18 protein-coding genes and 1 riboswitch are annotated in these 25989 nt (G+C 28.1%); of the genes, 3 read left to right on the top strand and 15 right to left on the bottom strand.

What is annotated here, in order from left to right:
• Positions 1-20: 20 nt before the first annotated feature.
• The 6 genes from KGF48_RS16440 to KGF48_RS16415 form a co-directional block, all read right to left on the bottom strand.
• A complete protein-coding gene (locus KGF48_RS16440; RefSeq protein WP_227868270.1) occupies positions 21-1814 on the bottom strand; it encodes an aminopeptidase P family protein in 1794 nt (597 codons plus the stop codon).
• Positions 1815-2050: 236 nt separating this feature from the next.
• The gene (locus KGF48_RS16435; RefSeq protein WP_227840792.1) at positions 2051-3442 is read right to left on the bottom strand and encodes a peptide MFS transporter; all 1392 of its coding nucleotides are present in this window, start codon (positions 3440-3442) and stop codon (positions 2051-2053) included.
• Positions 3443-3903: 461 nt separating this feature from the next.
• Complete coding sequence (locus KGF48_RS16430) at positions 3904-5046, bottom strand: peptidylprolyl isomerase (RefSeq protein ID WP_227840612.1); 1143 nt, start codon at positions 5044-5046, stop codon at positions 3904-3906.
• Between the two features lie 110 nt (positions 5047-5156).
• Positions 5157-6392, bottom strand: coding sequence for a hypothetical protein (locus KGF48_RS16425; protein ID WP_227840613.1), 1236 nt, complete (start codon positions 6390-6392; stop codon positions 5157-5159).
• A 515-nt stretch (positions 6393-6907) separates the two neighbouring features.
• Entirely contained in the window at positions 6908-7465 is a 558-nt protein-coding gene (locus KGF48_RS16420; RefSeq protein WP_227828881.1) for a hypothetical protein, read from the bottom strand.
• 32 nt (positions 7466-7497) lie between these two features.
• Positions 7498-9024, bottom strand: coding sequence for an FAD-dependent oxidoreductase (locus KGF48_RS16415; RefSeq protein ID WP_227868269.1), 1527 nt, complete (start codon positions 9022-9024; stop codon positions 7498-7500).
• 342 nt (positions 9025-9366) lie between these two features.
• Here KGF48_RS16415 and KGF48_RS16410 point away from each other — a divergent pair, with 342 nt between their 5' ends.
• Entirely contained in the window at positions 9367-10761 is a 1395-nt protein-coding gene (locus KGF48_RS16410; RefSeq protein ID WP_227828883.1) for a metallophosphoesterase, read from the top strand.
• Between the two features lie 413 nt (positions 10762-11174).
• Here the strand turns inward: KGF48_RS16410 and KGF48_RS16405 are convergent, their stop codons facing one another.
• From KGF48_RS16405 to KGF48_RS16390, 4 genes are all read right to left on the bottom strand, one after another.
• Positions 11175-13097, bottom strand: coding sequence for a PTS fructose transporter subunit IIABC (locus tag KGF48_RS16405; protein WP_227828884.1), 1923 nt, complete (start codon positions 13095-13097; stop codon positions 11175-11177).
• 39 nt (positions 13098-13136) lie between these two features.
• Positions 13137-14054, bottom strand: coding sequence for a 1-phosphofructokinase (gene pfkB, locus KGF48_RS16400; protein ID WP_227840615.1), 918 nt, complete (start codon positions 14052-14054; stop codon positions 13137-13139).
• Positions 14055-14229: 175 nt separating this feature from the next.
• Positions 14230-16008, bottom strand: coding sequence for a BglG family transcription antiterminator (locus KGF48_RS16395; RefSeq protein ID WP_227868268.1), 1779 nt, complete (start codon positions 16006-16008; stop codon positions 14230-14232).
• Positions 16005-16760 carry a tyrosine-protein phosphatase gene (locus KGF48_RS16390; RefSeq protein WP_227868267.1) on the bottom strand — a complete coding sequence of 252 codons (756 nt, stop codon included), beginning with the start codon at positions 16758-16760 and terminating at the stop codon, positions 16005-16007. Before KGF48_RS16390 ends, KGF48_RS16395 begins: the two co-directional genes overlap by 4 nt.
• A 289-nt stretch (positions 16761-17049) precedes the next feature.
• On the opposite strand from KGF48_RS16390, the gene ytvI reads away from it, so the two are divergent.
• Positions 17050-18111, top strand: a complete 1062-nt coding sequence (gene ytvI, locus KGF48_RS16385; protein WP_227868266.1) for a sporulation integral membrane protein YtvI — start codon at positions 17050-17052, stop codon at positions 18109-18111.
• A 66-nt stretch (positions 18112-18177) separates the two neighbouring features.
• On the opposite strand, the gene KGF48_RS16380 is transcribed toward ytvI, so the two are convergent.
• Both KGF48_RS16380 and KGF48_RS16375 read right to left on the bottom strand, forming a co-directional pair.
• The gene (locus KGF48_RS16380; RefSeq protein ID WP_227840618.1) at positions 18178-19431 is read right to left on the bottom strand and encodes a flagellar protein FliS; all 1254 of its coding nucleotides are present in this window, start codon (positions 19429-19431) and stop codon (positions 18178-18180) included.
• Between the two features lie 107 nt (positions 19432-19538).
• Positions 19539-21656, bottom strand: coding sequence for a DNA topoisomerase III (locus tag KGF48_RS16375; RefSeq protein WP_227868265.1), 2118 nt, complete (start codon positions 21654-21656; stop codon positions 19539-19541).
• Positions 21657-22080: 424 nt separating this feature from the next.
• A riboswitch (glycine riboswitch) is annotated at positions 22081-22169 on the top strand.
• A 187-nt stretch (positions 22170-22356) separates the two neighbouring features.
• On the opposite strand from KGF48_RS16375, the gene KGF48_RS16370 reads away from it, so the two are divergent.
• Positions 22357-23724 carry an alanine/glycine:cation symporter family protein gene (locus tag KGF48_RS16370; RefSeq protein WP_227840620.1) on the top strand — a complete coding sequence of 456 codons (1368 nt, stop codon included), beginning with the start codon at positions 22357-22359 and terminating at the stop codon, positions 23722-23724.
• 180 nt (positions 23725-23904) lie between these two features.
• Here the strand turns inward: KGF48_RS16370 and KGF48_RS16365 are convergent, their stop codons facing one another.
• The 3 genes from KGF48_RS16365 to KGF48_RS16355 all read right to left on the bottom strand — a co-directional run.
• Complete coding sequence (locus KGF48_RS16365) at positions 23905-24552, bottom strand: class II aldolase/adducin family protein (RefSeq protein ID WP_227868264.1); 648 nt, start codon at positions 24550-24552, stop codon at positions 23905-23907.
• 17 nt (positions 24553-24569) lie between these two features.
• Positions 24570-25256, bottom strand: a complete 687-nt coding sequence (gene araD, locus KGF48_RS16360) for an L-ribulose-5-phosphate 4-epimerase (protein WP_227840621.1) — start codon at positions 25254-25256, stop codon at positions 24570-24572.
• A gap of 68 nt (positions 25257-25324) precedes the next feature.
• Positions 25325-25989, bottom strand: a 665-nt coding sequence (locus KGF48_RS16355; RefSeq protein ID WP_227868263.1) for a transketolase C-terminal domain-containing protein, incomplete at its 5' end; no start/stop codon positions are given.

Here is a 25989-nt window from a genome sequence, read left to right as displayed (position 1 = left end):
TATAGTATTCAATTACAAAACTATATAGCTCTAGTATAAACTTTTAACCATTCTCTCTCTTCACCAGTTAGGAAAGGAGCTATTTTATCATAAACTAATTTATGATACCAGTTTAAATAATCTTTTTCATCTTGATTCATTAATTCTGGAACTATACCATCTAAATCAATAGGAGCTAATGTAACAACTTCAAACTCCATAAATTGACCATAAAAATTCTTTTCAGCTTTTCTAACTACTATTTCATTTTCTGTTCTTATACCATGAGAACCTTCTATATATATACCTGGTTCATTAGTAGTTACCATACCTTCTTCAAGAACCGCACTATCAAATCTTTCAGGAACTACTCTCCATCTAAATCCATTTGGAGCTTCATGAACATTTAATACAAATCCTATACCATGTCCAGTTCCACATTGATAATCTATTCCCATATTCCACATACAGCTTCTAGATAATATATCTAGGTTGTACCCTCTACAACCATGTAAGAATTTAACCTTAGAAAGATTTATCATACCTCTTGCTACAGAAGTGAAATGTAATTTTAATTCATCACTTATAGGTCCTAATACTGTAGTTCTAGTTATATCAGTAGTTCCGTCATAGTATTGTCCACCTGAATCTACTAAGAATAGTCCTTCAGCTTCTAACTTATAGTTTGATTCTGGAGTTGCACTATAGTGCATCATAGCAGCATGCTCTTTATATGCAGCAATTGTATTGAAACTTGGTTCAAAGAATCCTTCTTGTTCTTTTCTTAGTCCCTCTAATTTTTCAGTAGCACTTATTTCAGTTATTTCCATCTTACCTACATTATTCTTTAACCAGTACATAAATTTAGTGAAAGCTACACCATCTTTAACATGTGAATTTCTTATATTCTCTAATTCTACCTCATTTTTTTGAGCCTTGAAGAACATTACTGGATTAAACTCATCAACTTTTTCAACTCCACAAGGTATATTATTGTAAATTGCATAGTTAATCTTAGTTCCATCAACTAAAACTTTTTCATCTTTATCTATATGTTTTACAAAATCATATACATCATTATATGGTTTTATTTTTACATTTTCTTTAGACAATTCATTTAATATCTCTTCATTTAATTTACTTTCATCAACAAATAAATAAACTTCTTTTAAAGTTATCACTGCATAAGAAAGTACGACTGGATTGTATTTAACATCTCCACCTCTTATATTAAATAACCATGCTATATCATCAAGAGTAGTTATTACATGAGTAGAAGTACCTTTTTCACTCATTTTTTCTCTCAATCTAGCTAACTTTGAACTAAAACTTTCTCCACAGTATTTAACATCTAATAAAAATGCTTTACTATCTGATAAAGCTGGTCTATCTGACCATATGCTATCTATTAAATCATATTGGTATTCTACTTTTATACCTTTTTTAGATAATTTTTCAGCTAATGTAGCTCCTTCTTTAGCACATATAACTTTACCATCAAAACCTAAAGTTCCACCTTCTGGAATATTTGTATATAAATATTCATCAGTAGTTGGGCAACCTTCTTGTCCCATTTTAAATAATTTTATTGTACTTCCTTCTAATTGAGATTCTGCTTGTATAAAGTATCTTCCATCTGTCCATAATCCAGCTTCATCTTTAGTCACAATAACTGTTCCAGCTGAACCATTAAATCCTGATATAAATTCTCTTGATTTGAAGTAATCTCCTACATATTCACTTTGATGATTGTCAGAAGACGGAATCATATAGGCATCAATATTTTTTTCTTCCATAAGTCTTCTTAATTCATTTACTCTGTCTTTTATATTCACAACAAGACCTCCTCAAAATAATAGTTTGAATAACTAAATATATAAGTATGTAAAGTTTATTACATAAATTTTCCTTTTATATAATCTATATAAATCTTATACACTCTAATTATCACAATTATAATTTTAATTACAATATCTATCTGTGTAAAGCTTTTTTTCATAATTAAAGAGGAAATTACGTTTGATTTTATATTCAAATGTAATTTCCTTTATTTTCACTAATTAAGTATGGATTATTTTGTTTCTGTTAACAAATCCATTGCCATTAATTTTGTCAATATATTTCTTAATCCAAGTAATATTAAACCAAAGATTATTAAGACTCCTGCTATTCCTCCAAAGATTTGTAAAAAACCTAATGTAGCTGTAAATCCAGCAATTTTTCCTGATAACAAACTAGCAAAAAAACTTGTCAGATACCATGCACCCATAGACAATGTAGCATATTTAGCTGGAGCTAACTTATTAAACATTGCAAGACCTATAGGAGACAAAAATAACTCCCCTACAGTTGTAAATATATAGGTTACTACTATAAAAAGTATGCTAGCCTTTATTGTTCCATCTGAACCATTGGCTAATGTGGCAAATACCATAACTATAAAACCAAGACCCATTATTATCATTCCTAATCCCATTTTAACTGGAATAGAAAAATCGCCTCTTTTAGTATTAGATAATTTAACCCACAAAGCAGCTAATACAGGGCATAACGCTACACATAATATAGCATTTAATGATGTAAGCCATGCCACTGGCATTTCAAATCCAAATAGAGTTCTATTTACATTATCTCTTACATAAATCATAAATGAACTTTGTGTTTGATAGTATGCTGTCCAAAATAAAACTACAAATAAGAATAATACAACCATTGCTACTATTCTATTTTTCTCTAATTTAGTAAGTGGCCCATACTCAATTTTTTCACCTTTATTTCCCTTAGTAACTGGATGTTTTCCAACTTCTTTTAGTAGCTTTGGCGCAAGAAGTGTAAATATAATCATACCAAGCATCATACCTATACCACAAACTAAGAATGCCATCTTATATCCATAAGAGACTATATCTCCGTTTACTCCTCTTACTGCAAATACATTATCAGAAAGCAATCCACATATGATTGGAGCTATGAATGCACCTACATTTACTGCCATATAGAATAAACTATATGCTGCGTCTTTTCTTGATACCTCGGTTTTAGGATATATATCACCAACTATATTGGAACAACTTGATTTAAAAAAACCATTTCCTAAAATGATTATTGATAGACCTACCCAAACCATACTAATAGATGTAGATGATGCAAACAAAACAAAGTCACCTATTGCTATTAAAAGTGCACCTATAGATATACATTTTTGTTGACCTAAAACTTTATCTGCCAACCAGCCACCAATTAATGGTGTAAGATATATAAGACCTGTAAACAAACCAAACATTGAAGTTGCTTCTTGGGTAGAAAGTCCTAGACCACCTTGAGCTACACTCGCTGTAAAAAATAATACCAACAAAGCTGTTAATCCATAATAACTAAATCTTTCCCATAAAATTGTCATACAAACAAGCCAAAAACTCTTCGGATGACTAGCTTTTTTAGATACGCTTTCAGTATTTGACATAAAAAAACGCCCCCTTATTATTTTTATAGTTAAATTCAGTACATAAGATTAGCTTAATCATTTTAACACATACTTATAATAGCATCTTTTTTTATATTACTCAATAGATTATTGTTAATATTTTCATTTTTTTATTATTATTTTTAAAATTATGAAAAATATTATTTTTTAAGTATTTTTAAAGAATAACTTTAGTATATATATTTGAATAGTATTTTTTTAGCTTTTAAATTTTTTTATTTATTTTTTTTATATTTTATATAGATTTTCAATCAAATAATTTAAATTCAAAATACGTTTTCATCGTTAATTTATGCATGTTATTTTTTTATAATTTCATTTTTGAGCGATTTAATTTTATAGCAAAATAATAAAAGCTATTTAAGTTCTCTATTTAAGAACAAAAACAGCTTTTAGATATATATATTAATATTTTCTTCTTTTTAATAAATTGACTTATTCTATTGCTTTGCTTTCATTTGATATTTATCTGTAAGTTTTACGTTGTATTTTTCCTTCAAATCATTTATAAGTAAGTTTTGCTTTTCTGATGTTAAAGTACTTACTAAATCTGATTTTACTTCTTCAAATGGTTGATATTTTTCATCTGTTTTCTTAATTATATGGTATCCATAATCACTTTCTACAAGCTTACTAGATATTTCTCCTTTTTTCAAAGCAAATGCAGCTTTTTCAAAAGATTCTACCATTTGACCTTTCCCAAAGAATCCTAAATCTCCACCTGATTCTGCACTACTATCTTCAGAATACTTTTTAGCTAGAGTAGCAAAATCTTCTCCAGCTTCAGCTTTTTTAAGTATTTCTTCTGCTTGTTTTTTAAGTTCAGCTTTTTTACTATCACTGACTTGTTTACCTTTATCATCAACAGTTTTTATTAAAATATGTGAAGCTCTAACTTGTAAATAATTGCTCTTGTTTTTATCATAATAACTTTGTGCATCTTTATCTGTTACCTTTGATGCTTCATTTAAGTATTTTGATGCTATTAGTTCTTTTTTCATATCGTCTTTTATATATTTCTCAGTCAAGTCAAATTGCTTTAGAAATTCTTCTTTTGTCATTCCCATTGCAGATTCTATACTAGACATTAGATTATCATATTGAGCATTTAATTCGTCATCAGTTATGCTTATCTTTTCTTTTGCTGCTTCTGAGGATAATATATCTGATGTAATCATAGTCTCAATCATATTTGATTCATATGAACGTATTTCATCATCACTCATAGTATTTTTTGCATTTAAATAAAATAATGGCTCCATTCTTTTTCTTAACATTTCCCCTGTAATTTTTTTATCCCCAATAGTAGCTACTACTTCATTACTATTATAACGCTTTGAAGTAGCTGGTAATTTTCTTCCAGCTTCTTTTCCAGAGACATAGCCTCCACCCAAGCAAATTGCCCCTACTGCAACAATTGCTATAACTGCTTTAAGTTTTTTACTACTTAATTTTATTTCTCTTTTCTTGACTTTGTTATCAGTATTTTTTTCACCTGACACATCATCTTGTTTAGAACTTACATTTTCTGAATTTTTAATTTCATTCAATGTATTCTCTTTTGAATTTTTTTCTTCAGACATTAATATCCTCCTTAATTTTAATTGTACAATACTTCACTTTTATTATTTTACATTAAAATAATATTAAATGTGTGAATCAGAAATGAAACTCTCATGAATTTAAAATGAAATTAAATATTTCTTAAACTATATCTTATGAAATTTCTTCCTATTTTTGTATCTCCATACTTTAACATTTGTATAACTTCATTTTTTTCTTTTTGCAAATAAATAGAACATTCTTCTAAAGACTTAAATATCTCTAATACTTCGCCTTTTTTATTTACTAATTCAATCTTTTTCTTTCCACCTCTTTTGATTATAGACTTATATTTTTTAAAGTATTCATCGTATTCTTCATCAATACATTCAAACTTATAATTCATTTTTATTGTTTCAATCTTATCATTAGTTAAAATTTCATTTCTCTTTTTATCAGAAAGTCTTGTACTAAATATTTTGTCATTAAGAATATTAAATATCTCAGATGGAGATTTACTATTTTCTAGATAGCTCCATTCATTTTTACAGTATTCTTCTACCTTTAACACTTTACTTAAATAATTTATAGCTTCTCCAAAGTAATCCATATATCCATATTTTAAATTTTCTCTTATGTAGCCAAGTGGTACCTTAAGATTTTTACTACATTGAATATGAGTATCAAAAGTCTTCTCTTCTTTAGTATATAGGTTTATTGCTTTTATACTTCTTCCTCGTCTTATTTTTATTTCTTTTATGTAATTTAAATCTTCTTCTGTCAAGTATTCATTTGTATCACTTACTTGTTTTTCTTCAACTTCAATAGTGTCTGTTACTAGAATATTATTTTCACTTTGGTCAATTTCTTCAAGTTCTTTAGAATCTGTTTTTTTACTTTCAAGCAGTATTTCTTTTTTATTTAATTTGATAGATTCCTCAGTAATAAACACTTCTTTTTTATCTAATTCTGTAGTATTTTTATTAATTAGTATTTCTTCGCTATTTATACTTTTCTCTGCTATTTCCGTATCATCAGTTTCTATTTCTACTTTATTTAAAGTTGTATCATCATCATTAACTATTAATTCTTCTTTGTCATTATTTATTATTAATTCTTCTTTAGATAAGACTTTGTTTTTATTATCATATACTACTTCTTCTTTGCTTAATACTTTATCTTCTTTATCAGACAAATGTTCTTCTTGGTTTAAAGGCTCATTTTCTTTACTTACAACTTCCTCTTTACAGTATAATACCTTTTTTTCGTTATCAATTAAATTTTCTTCATATAAAATTTTTTCATTTTTTAATATTATTTCACCTTCTTCTTTTGCTTCCTCAACTTTTTGTCTCTTTTTCATAATACCAAACCACTTTTTTAACACTCAATGTTCCTCCTAATACTTTATCTACTCTTTATATTATCACATAAAATATTACTATTTTTAACAATTCCTTAATTTTTAATTACTTACAAATATAAAAATTATATTTATATAATTTATTTTTAATTACTTGTCAAAAATTCATCAACATCTGTAACCATAAAACTTTTATAAAACCCTTTTATCAGCCAAAAATATAGCCTTTATTTCATAGTAATTATATCATGTTTTTATAATATATTATCTTTTTTAAATTTTTTACTTCTTAATACTATTAAAGATACAATTTATAATATATTTTATCAAATAACAACAGTATACTAACACAAGTGTGACAATACTAGATGTTGTAAATTATGGCTAGTAAAATAGGATAAAATACTTTCTATTTATGGAGTAAAATTTATAAAAAATGCGAAACGTAAACTTTACATACAATAAAGAATGGATTTAATTAGTCATATAATTTCTTAAACTTCATATGACTAATTAAATCCATTGTAATTAATTTTAAACTATGCATTTGATTTTTTTATTATAAAAGGAATAGTTATAATTGTACCTATTAAAGCATCTACCATATCAATCATAGTATCTTCTAGTCCTCCAGCTTGTGTAGTAGTCCCAATAAAAGTATCCATTAGAAATTCACCTATTTCCCACAAACTAGCCACTCCCATACTAAACATAAATACAAATATAACTAAAAATATTTTACTCATCTTACTTACATCTTTCTGTATATAAAAATATTTAATTGTAGAAAATGCTACAATACAGGATATTATACCCGACCATAGATGTAAAAAATCATCATAATAATTTATGTCATAAAAATTAAAACAAGTCCCTAATAATGATGCAAACATTATAAATAATGCAAGTACAATATATAATTCATTGCTCAAAAGTCTTTTATTTTGCCTATTTAAAATACTCAGTATAAAAGTACCAATTAAGCTGATTGCTACTAAACCTACACTTCCAAAAGCTCTATTTGTAGCAAAAAATATGGCACATAAAACATATACTATATAAAGTAAAATGGTTATTGGCTTTAAAAGTTTATTCATAAATAATTTACCTTTCCAAAACATTCTATATTCTATAATAACTTAGGATTAACATCATTATCGCCATGACCATAAAGTTTTAATGGCTTAAGTGCTGGACCTTCAAGTATATTTCCCTTATAGTCAAATCTTGAACCATGACATGGACAATCCCATGTTTTTTCTTCACTATTAAAATTAAGTTCACATCCTAAATGAGTACATGTGGTATCTACAATATAAAAATCTCCTCTATCATCTTTATAAACACCATATCTTTTTCCATCAATGTTAACAATCTTTCCTTCACCACTACTTTTAGGCATATCTCCACTACCTATTTTTAACTTTCCAGTGACATAATTCATTGCTACATTTGCATTTTCCTTTATAAAGTCCTTTGAAAAATAACTACCTAATCTTGAAGGATTGAAAGTATCTTTATAGTTAGAAGTTTTATTTATTATTAAATCCTTTATTATTATTCCTGCAACAGTTCCATTAGTCATTCCCCATTTAGAAAATCCTGTAGCTACATAAATATTATTCTCTCTTTTATTGATATAACCTATATAAGGAACATTATCAAAACTCATATTGTCTTGAGCAGACCATTTATATTTAAAATCTTCCACCTTAAATACTTCTTTACCATAACGCTCTAAATCATCAAATATTTCTTCTTCAGTTCCACCTTGACCAACTTTGTGGTCTCCTCCTCCAAAGATTAATAAGCTGTTATTTTCATCATTACATTGTCTAAAAGTTATTGCTGGGTCATCTATACTTATAAATATACCCTCTGGCAATTCATTTTGTAGGACTGCAACCATTAAATAAGCACGTTCTGCATATTCCTTTGCAAAATAAAAATTCAATCCATCATACCATGGACTATGAGATGAAATTATAACATTTTCAGCTTCTATTATATTATTATCTCTAGTCTTAACTCTACATATAGCTCCTTTTTCTAGGTCTACTATTGGCGTGTTTTCATATATTTTTAGACCTAGACTTACTGCTACTTCTGCCAGACCATCAACATATTGCTTTGGATTAAATTGACCTTGATTAGAAAAACGAATAGCTCCTTTTACATCTAATGGAATATCATTTATAGTTTCATGATATTCGCAATCTATACCTATTTTTTTACATGTACGATATTCATCTTTAATATCCTTTATAGCTTCTTCCTTCTCTGTAAAAACAAAAGATGGAATCCTTTGGAAATCACATTTTATATTATTTTCACTGATTATTTTCTCAATCAATTTTAAAGCTTCATTATTTGCATTATAATATGATTTAGCTTTATCTAATCCATATTTTTTCTCTATTTTAGAATATACTATATCATGTTGACAAGTTACTTTGCCAGTATTTCTTCCTGAAGTTCCATATCCTATTTTATCAGCTTCAACAAGCGCTACTTTTTTACCTTCTTTTGCTAATAGATATGCAGTTGTTAATCCAGTTATTCCTCCTCCTACTACTAGACATTCTACTTTTATATTCTCACCTAATTTTTTATATTCTTTGGGACTTGAATTTAAAACCCAATACGATTCATTCATTTTAAATACTCCTTTACATGTTAAATAATAATAGTTTTTCCATCATAGAGTTTATTTATTATAAATAATATAAAAAAATAAACACAAGACTATAGATTATTTGTTTATCATATTCTCAAAGATGCTATAGTTAACCAATCTTATTGTATAATTTAAAATTCTTTTGAGATTACTTTTAATTGATTTTTCTTTAAGGAAGTTTATTTTTCTCTCTATCAATTTATATGTCTATGAAATATATAGTTGATTTTTATATAGTAATACATTACTATTGATATTGTAGGAGGATTATGTAGTTAATGACACTAAAACAAATATTCAAAAAAATAAAATGGAGGTTTTATGAAAAACAAAATAATTATAGGCATTACTTGTTTATTTATATTGCTAATGTCTGGGTGTACTTCAAAACATACAACAGAAATAAATGTATTAGCCACTACCGATTTACATGGTAACATCCCTTATGAGTTAACTTCTTATGTAAGGAAACAAAGAGAAAAAGATAAAAATATAACTTTAGTAGATGCTGGAGACTTCTTTGACCGTGGAGTAGCTTTAGGTAGTAGTATGGATGATTATTCTAATGCTATGCTTAAAGATAACAACAACAAAACTGAAAGCTATATTGAAACTCCTATTTCAAAGGACATGAAAGAAGTCGGTTATGATGCTGTAGTTCTTGGTAATCATGAATTTATCTCCCTTAATAAATATCATTTAGATAATATGATATCTGATTTTGAAAAACAAAAAATAGATGTATTATCAGCTAATACTTATAAGAAAAATGGGGATAGCTATACAAAACCATACATAATAAAAAATATTGATACACCAGAAGGAAATGTAAAGCTAGGAATTCTTGGACTTACTATAAAAGAAGTTGGTGAAGGAAAACAGCTAAATGAAAATGGAGAACTTGTGGATTCTAAATCTTTAGAGCTAAAAGACCAAGAAGGTTATGATGGTGAACTATATATGAATGATTTAGTAGAAGATGCCAAAAAGTGGGTAAAAATCATGGAAAAAGAAAATCCAGATATAATAGTAGCTGTTGCACACACAGGTGAAAAGCCTAAAAAACCTAAAAATCCAGGTAATAGAATACAGGATTTAGCTCAACAAATTGATGGTATTGATGCGATAGTTGCAGGACATAATCATGTTCAAATTGAACAACACGATTATAAAAACACATCGGGAGAAAAGGTTATAGTTACTGAACCAGGAAAACATGGAGAATGTATTTCTAAAATTAACTTTAAGTTAGAAAAAAATAAAGATAAATGGAGTGTAGTTGACAAATCTAGTGAGTTAGTTAAATTTGAGAAAAATGAAGAAGATGAGAAATTCGGACAATTCGCTTCTTCACTTATGAAAGCTAGTGAAAACAACAATGAAATAAGACTAGCAAAGGTAATGCCTCCTGAATGGGATAAAATATTTATCTTTAAGTCTGGAACATCAGCAAACGATATATATAAAGCTGTAGGATATAAATGGAGAAATATATCTTCTCCAAAAGATAGAGATATGGTACAAATTGTTGTTATGAACAATAATAAGCCTGTTACTTATCTATATGGAGAATCAGAGCTTATGCCACTTAGTATAAAATGTGATGAATCAGAGTATAAAGACAATGTTGTGACTATTTATCCTAATAAAAATGATAAATTCAAAGTTATAAAAGGTGAAAGAAAATATGGTATTGATTTAGAGCATATAGAGTAGAACTAAATTAGCAAGACTCTAGTGACTAAGACTACTAAAATATATTATAAGTTATGTCAGCTAGCTGACATAACTTATAATATATTGTGAAAAATTAAAATGAGTGATTTGAAACAAATAAATGTAATTAAAAAATATAAATACACCAAATTATTTAAATTTACATATGAATAAAATTAAACAAAATATGTAATGTGTAGATAATTTAATAATAAAATTGAAACCATCAGAAAAATTTTAATCTTTGTTAATTATAATATTCTAAGTAATATATTTATTATAAAAAAAGTGAGTAAACTCTGTATATCAGACTTAACTCACTTTTTTATATAAACCCTTATCTTATGATAATTCAATAATATATTAAATTTTATAAAACATCATATTTTTATTTATTAAACAGATTTTAGTTATTATGCTCTTTGATTCAATGGTTTTTTAAGCAGTGCTAAAAGCATCATTCCAACTATAGCACCTACAATTATAGCTACTATATATCCAAGAGGATGAGTAACTACTGGTATAACAAATACGCCTCCATGAGGTGCACGAAGAGCTGCATTAAATAACATACTAAGTGCTCCTGCTACTGCTGAACCTCCAACACAAGCTGGTATAACATGAAGTGGGTCTCCAGCTGCAAAAGGTATTGCTCCCTCTGTTACAAATGATAACCCCATTACATAGTTAACTTTACCAGACTCTCTTTCTTCTTTTGTAAATCTATTTTTGAAAAATGTAGTTGCAAGAGCTATCGCAAGTGGTGGAACCATACCACCAGCCATTACTGCTGCCATTATTTCAAATTGCCCTGATTCAAGCGATGCTACACCAAATACATAAGCTGCTTTATTTACAGGTCCACCCATATCTACAGCCATCATTCCGCCTAACACTAATCCTAAAACTATTTTTGAAGTTCCACCTAAACTATTTAGGAATCCAACCATAGCATTATTAATTGCTGTAACTGGAGGTATTACTAGAAATGTCATTATAACACCCATCAAAAGAGTTCCAAATAAAGGATATAATAATACTGGTTTTATTCCTTCTAATGAAGTTGGTAATACGTTAAATATTTTCTTAAGTCCTTCTACTAAATATCCTGCTATAAATCCTGCAAGTAGTGCCCCTAGAAAACCTGAACCACCATCTCCTGCAAGAGCTCCTCCTACAAAACCTACAACAAATGCAGGTCTATCAGATATAGAATATGCTATATAACCTGCAAGTACAGGTAACATAAATCCAAATGCTTTATCCCCAATTCCCTTAAAAAATGCTGCTATTGGTGTATTTGAACCAAAATGTGAAGGGTCAATAGAGTAATCATCAAGTAAGAATGCTAAAGCTATAAGTATACCTCCACCAATAACAAATGGCAACATATTAGATACACCATTCATTAAATGCTTGTATACTTTTCTAAATCCACTTTCACTTTCTTCACCTGATTCGTTGTGACTTCCTTCTCCTACTCCATGATAAATTGGAGCATCTCCATTTACAGCTTTATCTATAAGTTCTTCCGCTTTGTGTATACCATCAGCAACCTTAGTTTTTATAACTTTTTTGCCATCAAATCTAGCCATTTCAACATTTTTATCTGCTGCTACTATTATACATGTAGCATTTTTTATCTCTTCTTTTGTAAGTCTATTCTTAACTCCTGCTGAGCCATTAGTTTCTACTTTTATAGAGATACCTTTACTTTCAGCCATTTTATTTAAACTTTCAGCTGCCATAAATGTATGTGCTATTCCTGTTGGACACGCTGTTACTGCTAAAACTTGAGGATATTTACTAATATTTTTATCTTTATTATTTACAGTATCTTCTTTACTAATTTCTTCATCCTGATATTCTTCACTGAATTTTTCTCTTTCTTTTTTATCTATTATTTCTTTGAATTCTCTTGCTGAATTTGAATTTATAAGTTTATTTCTAAAATCCTCATCCATAAGTATTGTAGATAATCTTGATAATACTTCAAGATGTGTATTATTAGCTCCATCTGGTGCAGCTATCATAAAAAATAAATTTGACAAACTTCCATCAAAAGATTCATAATCTATACCTTCCTTTGATACCGCAGCTGCTATACAAGCTTTGTCAACTGATGTAGTCTTAGCATGAGGAATAGCTACACCTTCTCCAATTCCTGTTGTACTCATCTCTTCACGGGCTAAAATTGCTTTCCTATAGTTTTCTTTATCATTTAAATTACCACTATTTGCAACTAAATCAACTAGTTCTTCTATTACTTCTGGTTTGTTTTTTGACTTTAAATTTAATTTAATTGATTTTTCATCTAATAAATCTATAATTTTCATAAGTTCTCATTTCCTCTCTATATATTTTTTGGGTTATTTTTAAAATCTTTTAACAGATATTTCGTTTACTAATTTATCAATACATTTTCTTTCAGCTAAATCATATGAAAAAGCAGTTGCACTCCCTGAGGCTGCACCTAATTTAAGAGCATAATCATATTCACCAGTACTTAGATATCCAGATATAAATCCTGCTACCATAGAGTCTCCTGCTCCTGCAGAATTTTTTACAGTTCCTTTAGGTACATCACTTATAAATACTTCATTATCTTCTGTAATCAGTAATGCTCCATCTTTACCCATGGATACTAAAACATTTACAGCTCCCATTTCTTTTAACTTTTTAGCATACTTTACTATATCTTCATTTGAATTTAATTTGACATCAAACATTTCCTCTAGTTCATCATTATTAGGTTTAATTAGGAAAGGCTTATATTTTAAGACATTAAGAAGAAGATTTTTTGTTGCATCTACAACAATTTTTATATTCTTTTCTTCTAGCCTAGACATTATATTTTCATATAATTTTTCATCCAAAGTAGACGGTATACTACCTGCCAATATTAAAATATCATCTTGATTTAATTTATCAAGTTTTTTATATAATAGGTTGATATATTCATCACTTATATTGGGTCCTTGTCCATTAATTTCGGTTTCCTCTGACACTTTTATTTTTACATTTATTCTTGAAAAACCATTTTTCAATTTTATAAAGTCTGTCTTTAATTTTTTTTCCTCCAATGTCTTTACTATATATTCACCAGTAAAATCACTTATAAAACCTAATGATGTATTGTCATGTCCAAGTTCTTTAAGTATACAAGATACATTTATACCTTTTCCTCCTGGATAAACGTATTCTTCATTTACACGATTTGTGCTTCCTGTATTTAATTCATCTAATTTAACTATATAATCTATTGATGGATTTAATGTTACTGTATAAATCATTTTGCCACCTCTTTTTATTTATTTATCTTATATTTAATATCTTAACTCCATATTAATATTCCTGAAAGTCAAAAAATTTCTCTTAATTAAAAGAGAAATTTATCGTTTTCATCTTATTTAGTTTTATATTATCCAAATTTACATGTGTATATACAGCACTATGTTGTATATATCTCTATTTAAACATGTTTACAAATTTTTCGAAATTGCTATTTTCACATATGCTTATAACTTTTGCTATAGAATCCACTCTTTTATATATGTTTGAAAATATAACTTCATAATCTAATATTTTATCTTTATCAAGTGCCAACATTATTATTAAGCGCACATCTGATATTTCCCAAGCAATTGGTTTTTTTAGTATTCCAATTGCTATTTTATTATCAAAAACCTTTCCAATAGCTCCATGTGGTATAGATACCATGTTGCCTATTTCTGTTGTTGCTATTTTTTCTCTCTCAAAGTAAGAGTTTTTCATATCATCATCTATATAACCTTTTTGTACAAGTTCACTTGCCATAAAATCTATAACTTCTTCTTTATATTTAAAATCTAAATCAGTAAAAAACAACTCACTATCAAATAAGTTTTTTATATCTAAATCCAAATATACATTGCCTGTTTCTATATATTTTTCAATTAATTTAATTTCCTTTTCACTCAACATTGGAGATATGTTTATTACTGGTATATCACCTATTTCAATAGGTACAGTAGATATTACAAAATCAACATCTATAACCTTTACATATTCAACTAGATATGAAGGAATAATTTTTAATATTTCTAGCTTTTCTCTAAATATATTATCTAATTTAGCTTTTATTAACATTGAGGTGCCTATACCTGATGTACAAACTATTATCGCTTTGAAAACCTTATCTTTATTATTATAGGATGCTCTCTCAATAGCACCTCCTATATGTAGAGCTATATTTGCAACTTCATCTTCGTTGATTTCAATTTTTAAATCTTGTTCTATTGTTTTTTTAGCTATATTAGCTAATTCAAACGCAAATGGATACTTTATTTTAATATCTTGTGCTATTATAGGTGATTGATTCATGCCTAACTTTATTTTCTTACACAAGCTACTGATATGCTTATATAGATATTCTTCAAATATATCATCATGACTTATATCTATTGATGTAGCTAGCTTTAAATTTTTACAAAACGTTCTTATTGAATTTATTATAATTTCTTTGTACTGTTCATTTGCTAATATTAAACTTCTCTTGTAGCTATAGGTTTCTACATATTCCTTTATAAATTCTTTTTCATCATACTTATGCCTGCTCAAAATAACTAATATATTATTTAATACATTCTTAAATTCTATATCAGTTAGTACTAATCCATTTTCATTTAATACATCTAATAGTATTTTTTTTATTATTAACTTTTTTTCTTTTATATCATCATTTAAAAAATCATTTAGACTGAGTTGATTGTCTCTCTTATTACTTAAATCAATTATACAATTTAATATCTTATCTTCATTTTCAGAAATACATATACCTTGTTTATGCTTAGATTTAACGGAAATTGAATACTTATCCAATATCCTCTTTACTTCTTTTAAATCATTTTTTACTGTTGAAACACTTACATACATAGAATCTGCTAAATCTTCAAGCCTTATAGTATTTTTTTCTTCATTGCTTAAAGTTAGTATTTTTCTGATTATATATTCTACCCTATCTACATCATCATAAAGGTTACTATTTAAATTCACTTCATCAAAGCTTCCCTCTAACTTATAACCAACACCTCTTATTGATAAAATTTTACCATTTTTAAGTTGTTTGTTAATATCCTTTATTTCATTTTGTATAGTCTTTGAAGAGCACCCTATTTCTTGGCTTAAGGCAAGTCCACTCATTGTATCTTTTGAATTTAACAGTATCTTTATTATATTTATCTGTCTAGCGGTTATATTTAAACTCATAAAATCACCTTTTGCTCTAGATATTGATTTCTCAAATTTTTTATCTCTTCTTTATTTAAATTAAATTCTCCATATAGATACTCTTCTACACTATTGTATTCCTCATCAATTCTTCTAAAAGCTGTCTTCATATATTCTTCATTTACACCAAATATATAATTTAATCTTGCTTTTGGAATATGTTTAAATTTAGGTTTATATTCTATAAACCTTTCTATTTCCTTGTCTGCAAACTCATTGCTTTTTAGATAATCTTTCATTATATTTTCTCTTGATACACCCAAAATCATAAGAATTATAGCACTTCCTACACCAGTTCTATCCTTACCAGCTGTACAATGATTTAGTATTGGCAAATTAGAGTAATCTTTTATAAGTTCTACTAGTTTTTTATATGAAGGGTTATTTACAGGTAGATTATAATAGCTATTATTTAGCATATTAAACGCACCATCTTTTTCAAATAAGCCATCAATCATATCTTCTATAGAACCAAAACGACCTCCTGATTCTTCTAATTCTCTCATTGCGGGAATTCTTATATTTTTTATATTTGATATTATTGTTGATGGATGTTTACGAGCCTCTTCATCACTTCTATAATCAAATACGTATTTGATATTTAATTCTTTTAAAACCTTTATATCGTTCTTACTCAAATTTGATAATTTTGCAGACCTATAAAATAAACCATACTTTACAGTTCTACCATCCTCTGTTTTATTTCCACCTAAATCTCTAAAGTTTTTCATCTTACCACCTCTTAAAAATTATCTATCATATGATAAGTTATCTACTATATTTAGCTCAAACATTATAAATTAATTTTATCACAATTTTATGCTATTTATTTAAAATATTTTTTCCTATTTACTTATTAATTGTAAAATACAAAAGTGTATCTTTATACAAAATTAACCTAAATTTTACATAATTTATTTACTACATAGAAGCTTTATAGTTTATAATCAATATACAGTAGTATTTTATATAAATAAGACATATTTAGAATACTATTAAATACATTGGAGGTTTTATATTATGGACATTCAAAAACAAAAGAGCTTTATAATTAAATTTACATATGTAGTTTTAATAGCAAGTATTATATATGTTGTGTTAAAATTCTTATTTCCATTATTGATGCCTTTTGTGATTAGTTTTATCATTGCCTTTATTTTAAGACCTATTATAAAACTTATTACAGATAATACAAACTTAAATCGTACATTTATTTCTGCGGTAGTACTTTTAGCCTTTTATGGATTAGGAATCTTTTTATTAGTTAGTTTTGGTGCAAAAATATTTGCAAGTATAAGCGACATATTTTTTAGACTTCCTGACATATATAAATCAGGTATACAGCCAACACTAAACACTTTATTTTCTAAGATAGATGCTAGTACACCTAATGTTAATCTAGCATTGATACTTGGTTGGGATAATATCAGTCAATCTATGATGTCTTTAGTTGCCTCTATTTCAACAAATGCACTTAATGCTATTGCAAGTGTTGCAAGTAAAACCCCTGCATTTATGTTGAAACTTATTATAACTTTAATTGCTTCTTTTTTCTTTACATTTGACTATCAAAAAATAGTAAACTTTATTTTAAGACAGTTTCCAGAAAAAAGTCAGTCGATGATAATCAATATAAAAAATAGTAGTATCAATGCTATTTTAAAATTGCTAAAAGCATATGCCATACTACTATCAGTAACATTTGTAGAACTTCTTATTGGTCTTAATATCCTACAAGTTGAAAATGCATTTACTATATCTGTCATCGTTGCGCTTGTTGATATTTTACCAGTATTAGGTACAGGAAGTATCTTAACTCCTTGGATGATTATTTCATTAATCAATGGTAATATACATTTGGCAATAGGACTTTTAATACTATACATAATCATAACTGTTGTTAGACAAATATTGGAGCCAAAAGTAGTAGGACAACAAATTGGTCTGTATCCTTTAATAACCCTAATGTGTATGTTTGTTGGTGCTCAACTATTCGGAATAGCTGGATTATTTGGATTTCCTATCGCAGCTACAATCATTAAAAACCTACATGATAATGGGATTATTACTGCATTTAAATAACTTAAAATCAATATTTTTATTTAAACTTAAAATAGTGAGATATGTATTACACATCTCACTATTTTTCTACTTTGCACATATAGTATCAATCATTTCTTTATATTCATTTTCATTATTTAAGAAATCAATATTTTTAAATTTTTTTCGCATCTTCTCTTTAATTTCCAATGAATAAGATATCGTATATGGAAGAAATCTCTCTATTTTTTTTATATATTCTATAGAAAAAAATTCAGCATTATAAGCTATAGAAAACAAAATCAACATTAAACAATCATTTTTTATCATATCTGTTATAGCTTCATTTCTACTGTTAATTTTAAAGTTATCTATTAATTCAATAGTAAAGTTTATTAACTTATTTGCAATTTCATCCAATAACCCCTCTTTTGACATCTCTGTCATAATAGTTTTATGATTATACTTTAAATCTTCTTTTATATCCTGTAAATCATCAGATATTTGTAATAAAAATCCATAACCAATACAAAACTTTATTTCTTCCTTTGTCATAAGCCCATTTATTAAATATCCATCTACTAAAACAGATGAACCTCCCTTTTCAGCAGAAATGGATAATATTTCATCTTTATGCAAATAAGTCTCTTTATCCTGCTGTTTTAAACTCTTTACTTGGCTTCTAAATATTAATAACAGTGACTCATATATTTCTTTGAAATCTTCTCTAGGATAAACCTCTTCAATATAATCTATCATCTGAGATACTTTACTTTCATGACAGTTATTAGGTTTAATTTGTTCTCCTAAGAGTCTTTTTTCTAACCAACTATTAAATAAAGTTTTATCCATTTCATTTGTCTTTGTATTATCTAAATAATTGTCTGTATATGGATATAACATACTATATGCAAAACTTGCTTTTGAATAATACACATCTTTTCCAAATAATAATTGTAGCGCATTTGAAATCCATACATTCCTCATGGCCTGCATAATATCTTCTATAGGTAAATCATCATCAAATCCTCTAGCATCTCTGATAAATTGTTTTGTTATTTCTAAGAATTTTTTTCTATCTTCTACATTCATTTTCTCTAATTTAAAAATATTCTCTTTTTCTAGTGTTTTTTGCAAAAAAGCTTCACCTTTTTTTATCCACATTTTTCTTAAAACAACATCACTTGGATACTTTTCTAAGTGAACTGATACTTTATCTATCAATTTATCTAATTCGCTTTCACACTTTTTTTGTGACTCTTCACTATATGCTTCTATTTCTTTACATAATTCAATACTTGAATTATTCCATATATCTTTACATTCGTCACAATAGTATTTAAACATATAATTTAATCTCATTTGACATCCCTACTTTCATGTCTAAACTATACCCTATATTATATCAGTACATATAACTAATATATAGTTAAAGTTGTGATTGTGTATAATATTACCATGAAAACTATTTATTTTTTCAACTTAGCTAAGGCTTCTGCAAATGGATTATTAAATACTTCTTGATTTTTATTTTGATTTTTTATATATTGATTAACATCTTTCTTTGATGCTTTCTTTTTTTCTTCTTGTTTTCTTTTATTAAAAGAGGATAATTTTTCTCTATACCCACAGCTACAAGTAAAAATTCTTCCTTCACCTTCACCACGAAGCTCTAATTTTTTATGACAATTAGGGCATCTTGAATTAGTTGTTTGTGATATAGTTTTTCTAGTATTACACTCTCTATCTTCACAAATTAACATTTTACCTTTCTTACCATTTACCTCTAGCATAAATTTGCCACATTCCGGACATCTATTTTTAGTTAAATTATCATGTTTAAATTTGCTATCACTGCTTTTTACTTCTAATACAATAGCTTTTGAATAATCTTTCATATCATTTATAAATGTATTTTTATTAAGCTTACCTTTTGAAATATCTAATAATTTCTTTTCCCATGATGATGTAAGTTCTGGCGTCTTTAAGTCCACAGGAACTAAATCTAACAGTTGTTTTCCTTTTGATGTTATATATATATCTTTATTTTTCTTTTCCATCAAAAATGAATTGAATAATTTTTCTATTATATCTGCTCTAGTAGCAACTGTACCAAGTCCACTTTTCTCCATAGATGTTAAAAGTGTAGCCTCATTTAAGTATGGTGGTGGATTTGTCTTTCCTGAAGTCATCTTTAAACTTTTAACTTTAAGAATATCTTTTTCCAACACATTTGGAATGCTTTCATACTCATCTTCATCATCCATATCTTTATAGCTTTCTTTCCAGCCTAGATTTATTACTTTATTGCCCTTAGCTTTAAATGTCTCACCCTCTATAGTTGCATTTATAGTTGTCTGTTCATATTCAAAAGGAGGACTTAATACTGCCAAAAACCTTTTTACAACAAGATTATATATTTTTCTTTCTTTATCTGTAAAATCACTCATAAACACTTTTTGCTCTGTTGGTATTATAGCATGATGGTCTGTTACTTTTGAATTATCAACAAAAGACTTATTAGCTATAATATTACTTTTCAATAACTTATTACAAACCTTTGAGTAATCACTAACATTTACAGCTTTTATTCTATCTTTTAATGTTCCAACAATATCCGAAGTTAGATACCTAGAATCAGTTCTAGGATAAGTAAGTACCTTATGATGTTCATATAGTTTTTGCATTATAGATAATGTTTCTTTTGCTGAAAATCCAAACATTTTATTTGCATCTCTTTGTAATTCTGTTAAATCATAAAGTGCAGGTGAATATTTTTTCTTATATGATTTATTTACTTCAGATATTTTAATATCTAAATCTTTTACTTTTTTTGAGACACTTTCTATCTTTTCTTTACTAAAAGTTGAGTAACTATTGTTTTTATCATTCCAAATAAACTTTATATCTGAATTGCCCTTTGTTGCAATTATCTCCAATCCATAATACTCTTTAGGCTTAAAATTTCTTATTTCTTCTTCTCTTTTAAGTATCATAGCAAGAGTAGGAGTCTGCACTCTTCCACAAGAAAGTTGTGCGTTATACTTTGTTGTTAAAGCTCTAGTTGCATTTATTCCAATAATCCAATCGGCTTCTGCTCGTGCTATTGCTGAATAGTACAAATTTTCATATTCTTTACCACTTTTTAATTTTGCAAAACCTTCTTTTATTGCTTTATCTGTACTTGAAGAAATCCAAAGACGTTTTAAAGGTTTTTTTACTTGAGATTTCTCTATTATCCATCTTGCTACAAGTTCTCCTTCTCTCCCTGCATCTGTTGCTATAACTATTTCATCTATATCATTTCTGTTCATTTGAGCCTTCACTGTATTAAACTGCTTTCCACTTTTTTTTATTACAACAGTCTTTAGATACTTAGGAAGTATTGGTAAATCTTCTAAACTCCATGATTTGTATCTTTCTCCATAACTTTCAGGGTCAGCAAGTGTAACCAAATGACCTAGTGCCCAAGTAACAACATACTTTGGCCCCTCTATATATCCATTTTTTTCATTCTTCGAACCCAAAACTTTTGCTATATCTCTTCCCACAGAAGGTTTCTCTGCTAGTACTAATATTTTTCCCATTTTAAAATACTTCCTTTCTCTTCATTCAATCTTACATTATACTTAAAAGTTAAATAAATAGCTTTCTTAATATCGTAACTATAATATTACCATAATTAAAACACTTCTAATTAATTATTTAATATTTTCTTGTTTTTTTATTCTAAACTTATATTTCACTTAATTTACACAGCTTCTATCCTGTTTATTTTTACGTATATTCTTTACATTTATAAGTTTATAATTCGTAATTAGACTTATATTTTTATATTTTTTCCTTGTTTTTAAATTTTTTAGTTGACAAAACACAAAAACTTATATTACTATTATTAATACAATAAGCTATGACAAATCAATATCCGGTTAAGATTTTATAGAAGAGTTGCCATATGGCACACCGAAGGAGTAACACTCTCAGGTGCTTTTTAAAGTAGGACTGTAAAATTTACGGAACTCTGGAGAGACCCATTATGGGCGCCGAAGGGGCAAGGCATTTGTGCTCAATCTCTCAGGCAAAAGGACAGGGATTATCTACCAAAACTAGTATTATTAATACTTTTATTTTGGTTGCTAATTAGTGTATATCCAGAGCTGAATCTATTTTAGATTTAGCTTTTTTTATTACACTAGAAATTATTAATAAATTATACTAATTTCCTGTCAATTACTTCATTAAAAATTCTATTGATTGTGTAAAGCAAAAAAATGAGGGAGTGTTTTTATGAATCTAATTGATATTTTAAACAAAGTTGATGCTTTTATTTGGGGACCGCCCCTATTGGTACTACTAGTTGGTACTGGTATATTACTTACTGTTAAACTTGGAGTTGTACAAATAACAAAACTTCCACGTGCCCTTAAGTTAATATTCGCTGCTGAAAATAAAGGTAGTGGTGATGTTTCAAGTTTTGCAGCTTTATGTACTGCATTGGCTGCTACAGTTGGTACTGGTAATATTGTTGGTGTTGCCACAGCTATTAAAGCTGGTGGACCTGGTGCACTTTTTTGGATGTGGATAGCTGCATTCTTTGGGATGGCTACTAAATACTCAGAAGGTGTCCTTGCAATAAAATACAGAACTAAAGATAAAAATGGTCAAGTATCTGGTGGACCTATGTACTACATAGTAAATGGTATGGGTGAAAAATGGAGACCTCTTGCAATATTCTTTGCTATAAGTGGTATATTAGTTGCACTTTTAGGTATAGGTACTTTTACTCAAGTAAATTCAATAACAGACGCTATCAATAGTAGCTTTGGAGTAGACCCTAGAATTACAGGTGTTGTACTAGCAGTATTTGTAGCTTTAGTTGTGTTTGGAGGTCTTAAAAGTATATCTAATGTCGCTACTAAGATAGTACCTTTTATGGCAGTTATCTACATTGTAATCTGTGGAATCATTTTAATATCTTATTGGAATAAAATACCTGAAACTTTTGTATTAATAATTAAAAGTGCATTTACACCTACTGCTGCAACTGGTGGTTTTCTAGGTGCAACTATGTCACTAGCAATTAGAAATGGTATCGCTCGTGGTGTATTTTCAAATGAATCTGGTTTAGGTAGTGCTCCAATAGCAGCGGCTGCAGCTAAAACTGAGTGGCCAGCAGAGCAAGGGCTTATATCTATGACAGGAACTTTTATAGATACTATTATAATCTGTACACTTACTGGATTCTCTCTTGTAATATCAGGTGTTTGGTGTTCAGACTTAAATGGTGCTGTTATGACTCAAGCAGCTTTTGATGGCGCTATTCCTACATTTGGACCAATATTACTTACAGTTAGCTTAACATTATTTGCGTTCACTACAATTTTGGGCTGGAGTTATTATGGAGAAAGATGTTTTGAATTCCTATTTGGTGTAAAAGGTATGAATGGATATAGAACTGTATTTGTAGCTATGGTATTATTAGGTGCATTCTTAAAATTAGAAGTAGTTTGGATAATTGCTGATATTGTAAATGGACTTATGGCGATACCTAACTTAATAGCTTTACTTGCACTATCACCTATAATAGTATCTGAGACTAAAAAATACTTTGAACATATAAATTCACCAGAAAATCAAATAAAAAGAAATGCATAAATAGAAATGTATAAATAGAAAATATAGAGCCCCAAACCAATACAAGAATTGATTTAGGGTTCTATATTATTTTTGTTTTAAATAAATATATCAAATTAAATATATTTCTTAAGAAATACTACACTATATAAAGAAGCCAATATCTATTTTAATTCATCTCTTTAATTCAAATCATCCTAATTAAAATTTTATTTCCTCTGGATATTTCCATTCTGCAAATTCATCAATATCTACTGCCTTAGGTTCTTTAAATTGATTTAATACTAAAGACCTATAGTATATTTCTGCTGCTTCTTCTACGTATCTCGATTTTAACAAAGCATCTTCAAGGTCATTACTTACAGTTGTCAATCCATGTCTTTCTAATAAACATGCATCCGTATCTAATAATAACTTTGAAACACTTTTGGCTAGTTCTAAAGTCCCTGGTCTTTCATATGGAGCAATGTCTACATAACCACCATAATTAACTGACTCATATACAATTGGTATAATTGGTTTATTTGCCACTGAAAATGCTGTTGCATATAGAGAATGTGTATGTGATACGGCATTTACATTTGCTCTCACTTTGTATATTTCAATATGCATTAGCACCTCACTACTGGGTTTAATACCTTTCTCAGCTTCTATTACATTCCCATCCAGGTCTAATACACAAATGTGTTCTGTTTTCAATTCTTCTCTTCCTATACCTGAAGGTGTTATAAGTATATATCCAGTATCCTTATCTCTAATGCTAAAATTACCAGCTTTTTCTTTACACAAACCATAATTCTCTGCTTTAATTGCTACTTCCACAATTTTAACTTTTAAAGATTCTAGCATAATTTACCTCCAGACAGTTATTTTTGGCCATAGTATGCATCTTTACCATGTTTTCTTGAAAAATGCTTGTTCATAAGTACTCTATCCATAGTATTCTCTGGACTCATTAATTCTGTATAATATGCCATCTTTGCAACTTCTTCTAAAACCACTGCATTATGAACAGCCTCTTTTGCATTTTTACCCCAAGTAAAAGGGCCATGGTCATTTACAATTACTCCTGGGCAGTGTATTGGATTTTTCCCCATAAATTCTTCAACAATTACATTACCAGTTTCTCTTTCATATTCACTGCTTATTTCTTCTCGAGTCATTTTTCTAGTACATGGTATACTTCCATAAAAATAGTCTGCATGAGTAGTCCCACATGCTGGTATAGATTTACCTATTTGAGCCCAAGTTGTAGCCCAACTTGAATGTGTATGTACTATCCCTCCTAATTCCTCAAACTCATTATATAAAACTAGATGAGTTGGAGTATCAGAAGAAGGTCTTAATTTACCATCTACTATATTCCCATCTAAATCAACTACTACCATATCTTCTACAGTCATCTTATCATACTCAACACCACTTGGTTTTATTACTACTAGACCCTTTTCTCTATCTATTCCACTTACATTTCCCCATGTATAAGTAATTAATCCTCTTTCAGGTAATTCCAAATTTGCTTTTAATACTTCTTCTTTTAGAGTCTCTAACATTCTGATTCCTCCCATATTTTATCGATAAAATTTATGTTTAGTTTACTTTTATTATTGATTATATTTACTTAAAATGATTTTACAGTATTAACTATGTTTTCTACAGTCAATCCATAATAATTTAATAGAGATTCTGGATTTCCTGATTGACCAAATTCATCATTTACACCTATTCTCTTTACTACAACAGGATATTTTTCACTTAACACTTCTGTAACTGCAGAACCCAATCCACCTATTACACTATGTTCCTCTACAGTTACTACCTTGCCAGTATTTTTAGCTACTTCTACTATCAGTTCACTATCAATTGGTTTTATAGTTGATATATTAACTACTATAGCTTCAATTCCCTCTTCACTTAATAATTCAGCAGATTTAATAGCTTTTGAAACCATTATTCCAGTTGCAATTATAGCTACATCTGAACCTTGTCTAAGAATCTCGCCCTTTCCAATTTTGAAATTATAATCATCATTATGTATATCTTCAGTAGTTGCTCTTCCAAGTCTTATATACACAGGTCCATTGTAATTTACAGCAGAAAATATTGCTTTTTTTGCTTCTATTCCATCAGCAGGATTTAGGATAACCATATTTGGTATTCCTCTCATTAAAGATATATCTTCTATAGCTTGATGACTTCCTCCATCTTCTCCTACTGTTACTCCTGCATGAGTAGCTGCTATTTTAACATTTAAGTTTGGATATGCTACAGAGTTTCTTATTTGCT

This window comes from Clostridioides sp. ZZV15-6388 (assembly GCF_020657755.1).
Taxonomy (GTDB): Bacteria; Bacillota; Clostridia; order Peptostreptococcales; family Peptostreptococcaceae; genus Clostridioides.
Note: the sequence above shows the minus strand (reverse complement) of the source record. Positions and strands in the feature narration are given on the sequence as shown.

Excerpts from the sequence above, each read along its gene's own strand:
- KGF48_RS16435 (WP_227840792.1), bottom strand. The coding sequence starts at position 3,442 with ATGTCAAATACTGAAAGCGTATCTAAAAAAGCTAGTCATCCGAAGAGT.
- KGF48_RS16430 (WP_227840612.1), bottom strand. The coding sequence starts at position 5,046 with ATGTCTGAAGAAAAAAATTCAAAAGAGAATACATTGAATGAAATTAAA.
- KGF48_RS16420 (WP_227828881.1), bottom strand. The coding sequence starts at position 7,465 with ATGAATAAACTTTTAAAGCCAATAACCATTTTACTTTATATAGTATAT.
- KGF48_RS16415 (WP_227868269.1), bottom strand. The coding sequence starts at position 9,024 with ATGAATGAATCGTATTGGGTTTTAAATTCAAGTCCCAAAGAATATAAA.
- KGF48_RS16410 (WP_227828883.1), top strand. The coding sequence starts at position 9,367 with ATGAAAAACAAAATAATTATAGGCATTACTTGTTTATTTATATTGCTA.
- KGF48_RS16405 (WP_227828884.1), bottom strand. The coding sequence starts at position 13,097 with ATGAAAATTATAGATTTATTAGATGAAAAATCAATTAAATTAAATTTA.
- pfkB (WP_227840615.1), bottom strand. The coding sequence starts at position 14,054 with ATGATTTATACAGTAACATTAAATCCATCAATAGATTATATAGTTAAA.
- KGF48_RS16395 (WP_227868268.1), bottom strand. The coding sequence starts at position 16,008 with ATGAGTTTAAATATAACCGCTAGACAGATAAATATAATAAAGATACTG.
- KGF48_RS16390 (WP_227868267.1), bottom strand. The coding sequence starts at position 16,760 with ATGAAAAACTTTAGAGATTTAGGTGGAAATAAAACAGAGGATGGTAGA.
- ytvI (WP_227868266.1), top strand. The coding sequence starts at position 17,050 with ATGGACATTCAAAAACAAAAGAGCTTTATAATTAAATTTACATATGTA.
- KGF48_RS16380 (WP_227840618.1), bottom strand. The coding sequence starts at position 19,431 with ATGAGATTAAATTATATGTTTAAATACTATTGTGACGAATGTAAAGAT.
- KGF48_RS16375 (WP_227868265.1), bottom strand. The coding sequence starts at position 21,656 with ATGGGAAAAATATTAGTACTAGCAGAGAAACCTTCTGTGGGAAGAGAT.
- KGF48_RS16370 (WP_227840620.1), top strand. The coding sequence starts at position 22,357 with ATGAATCTAATTGATATTTTAAACAAAGTTGATGCTTTTATTTGGGGA.
- KGF48_RS16365 (WP_227868264.1), bottom strand. The coding sequence starts at position 24,552 with ATGCTAGAATCTTTAAAAGTTAAAATTGTGGAAGTAGCAATTAAAGCA.
- araD (WP_227840621.1), bottom strand. The coding sequence starts at position 25,256 with ATGTTAGAGACTCTAAAAGAAGAAGTATTAAAAGCAAATTTGGAATTA.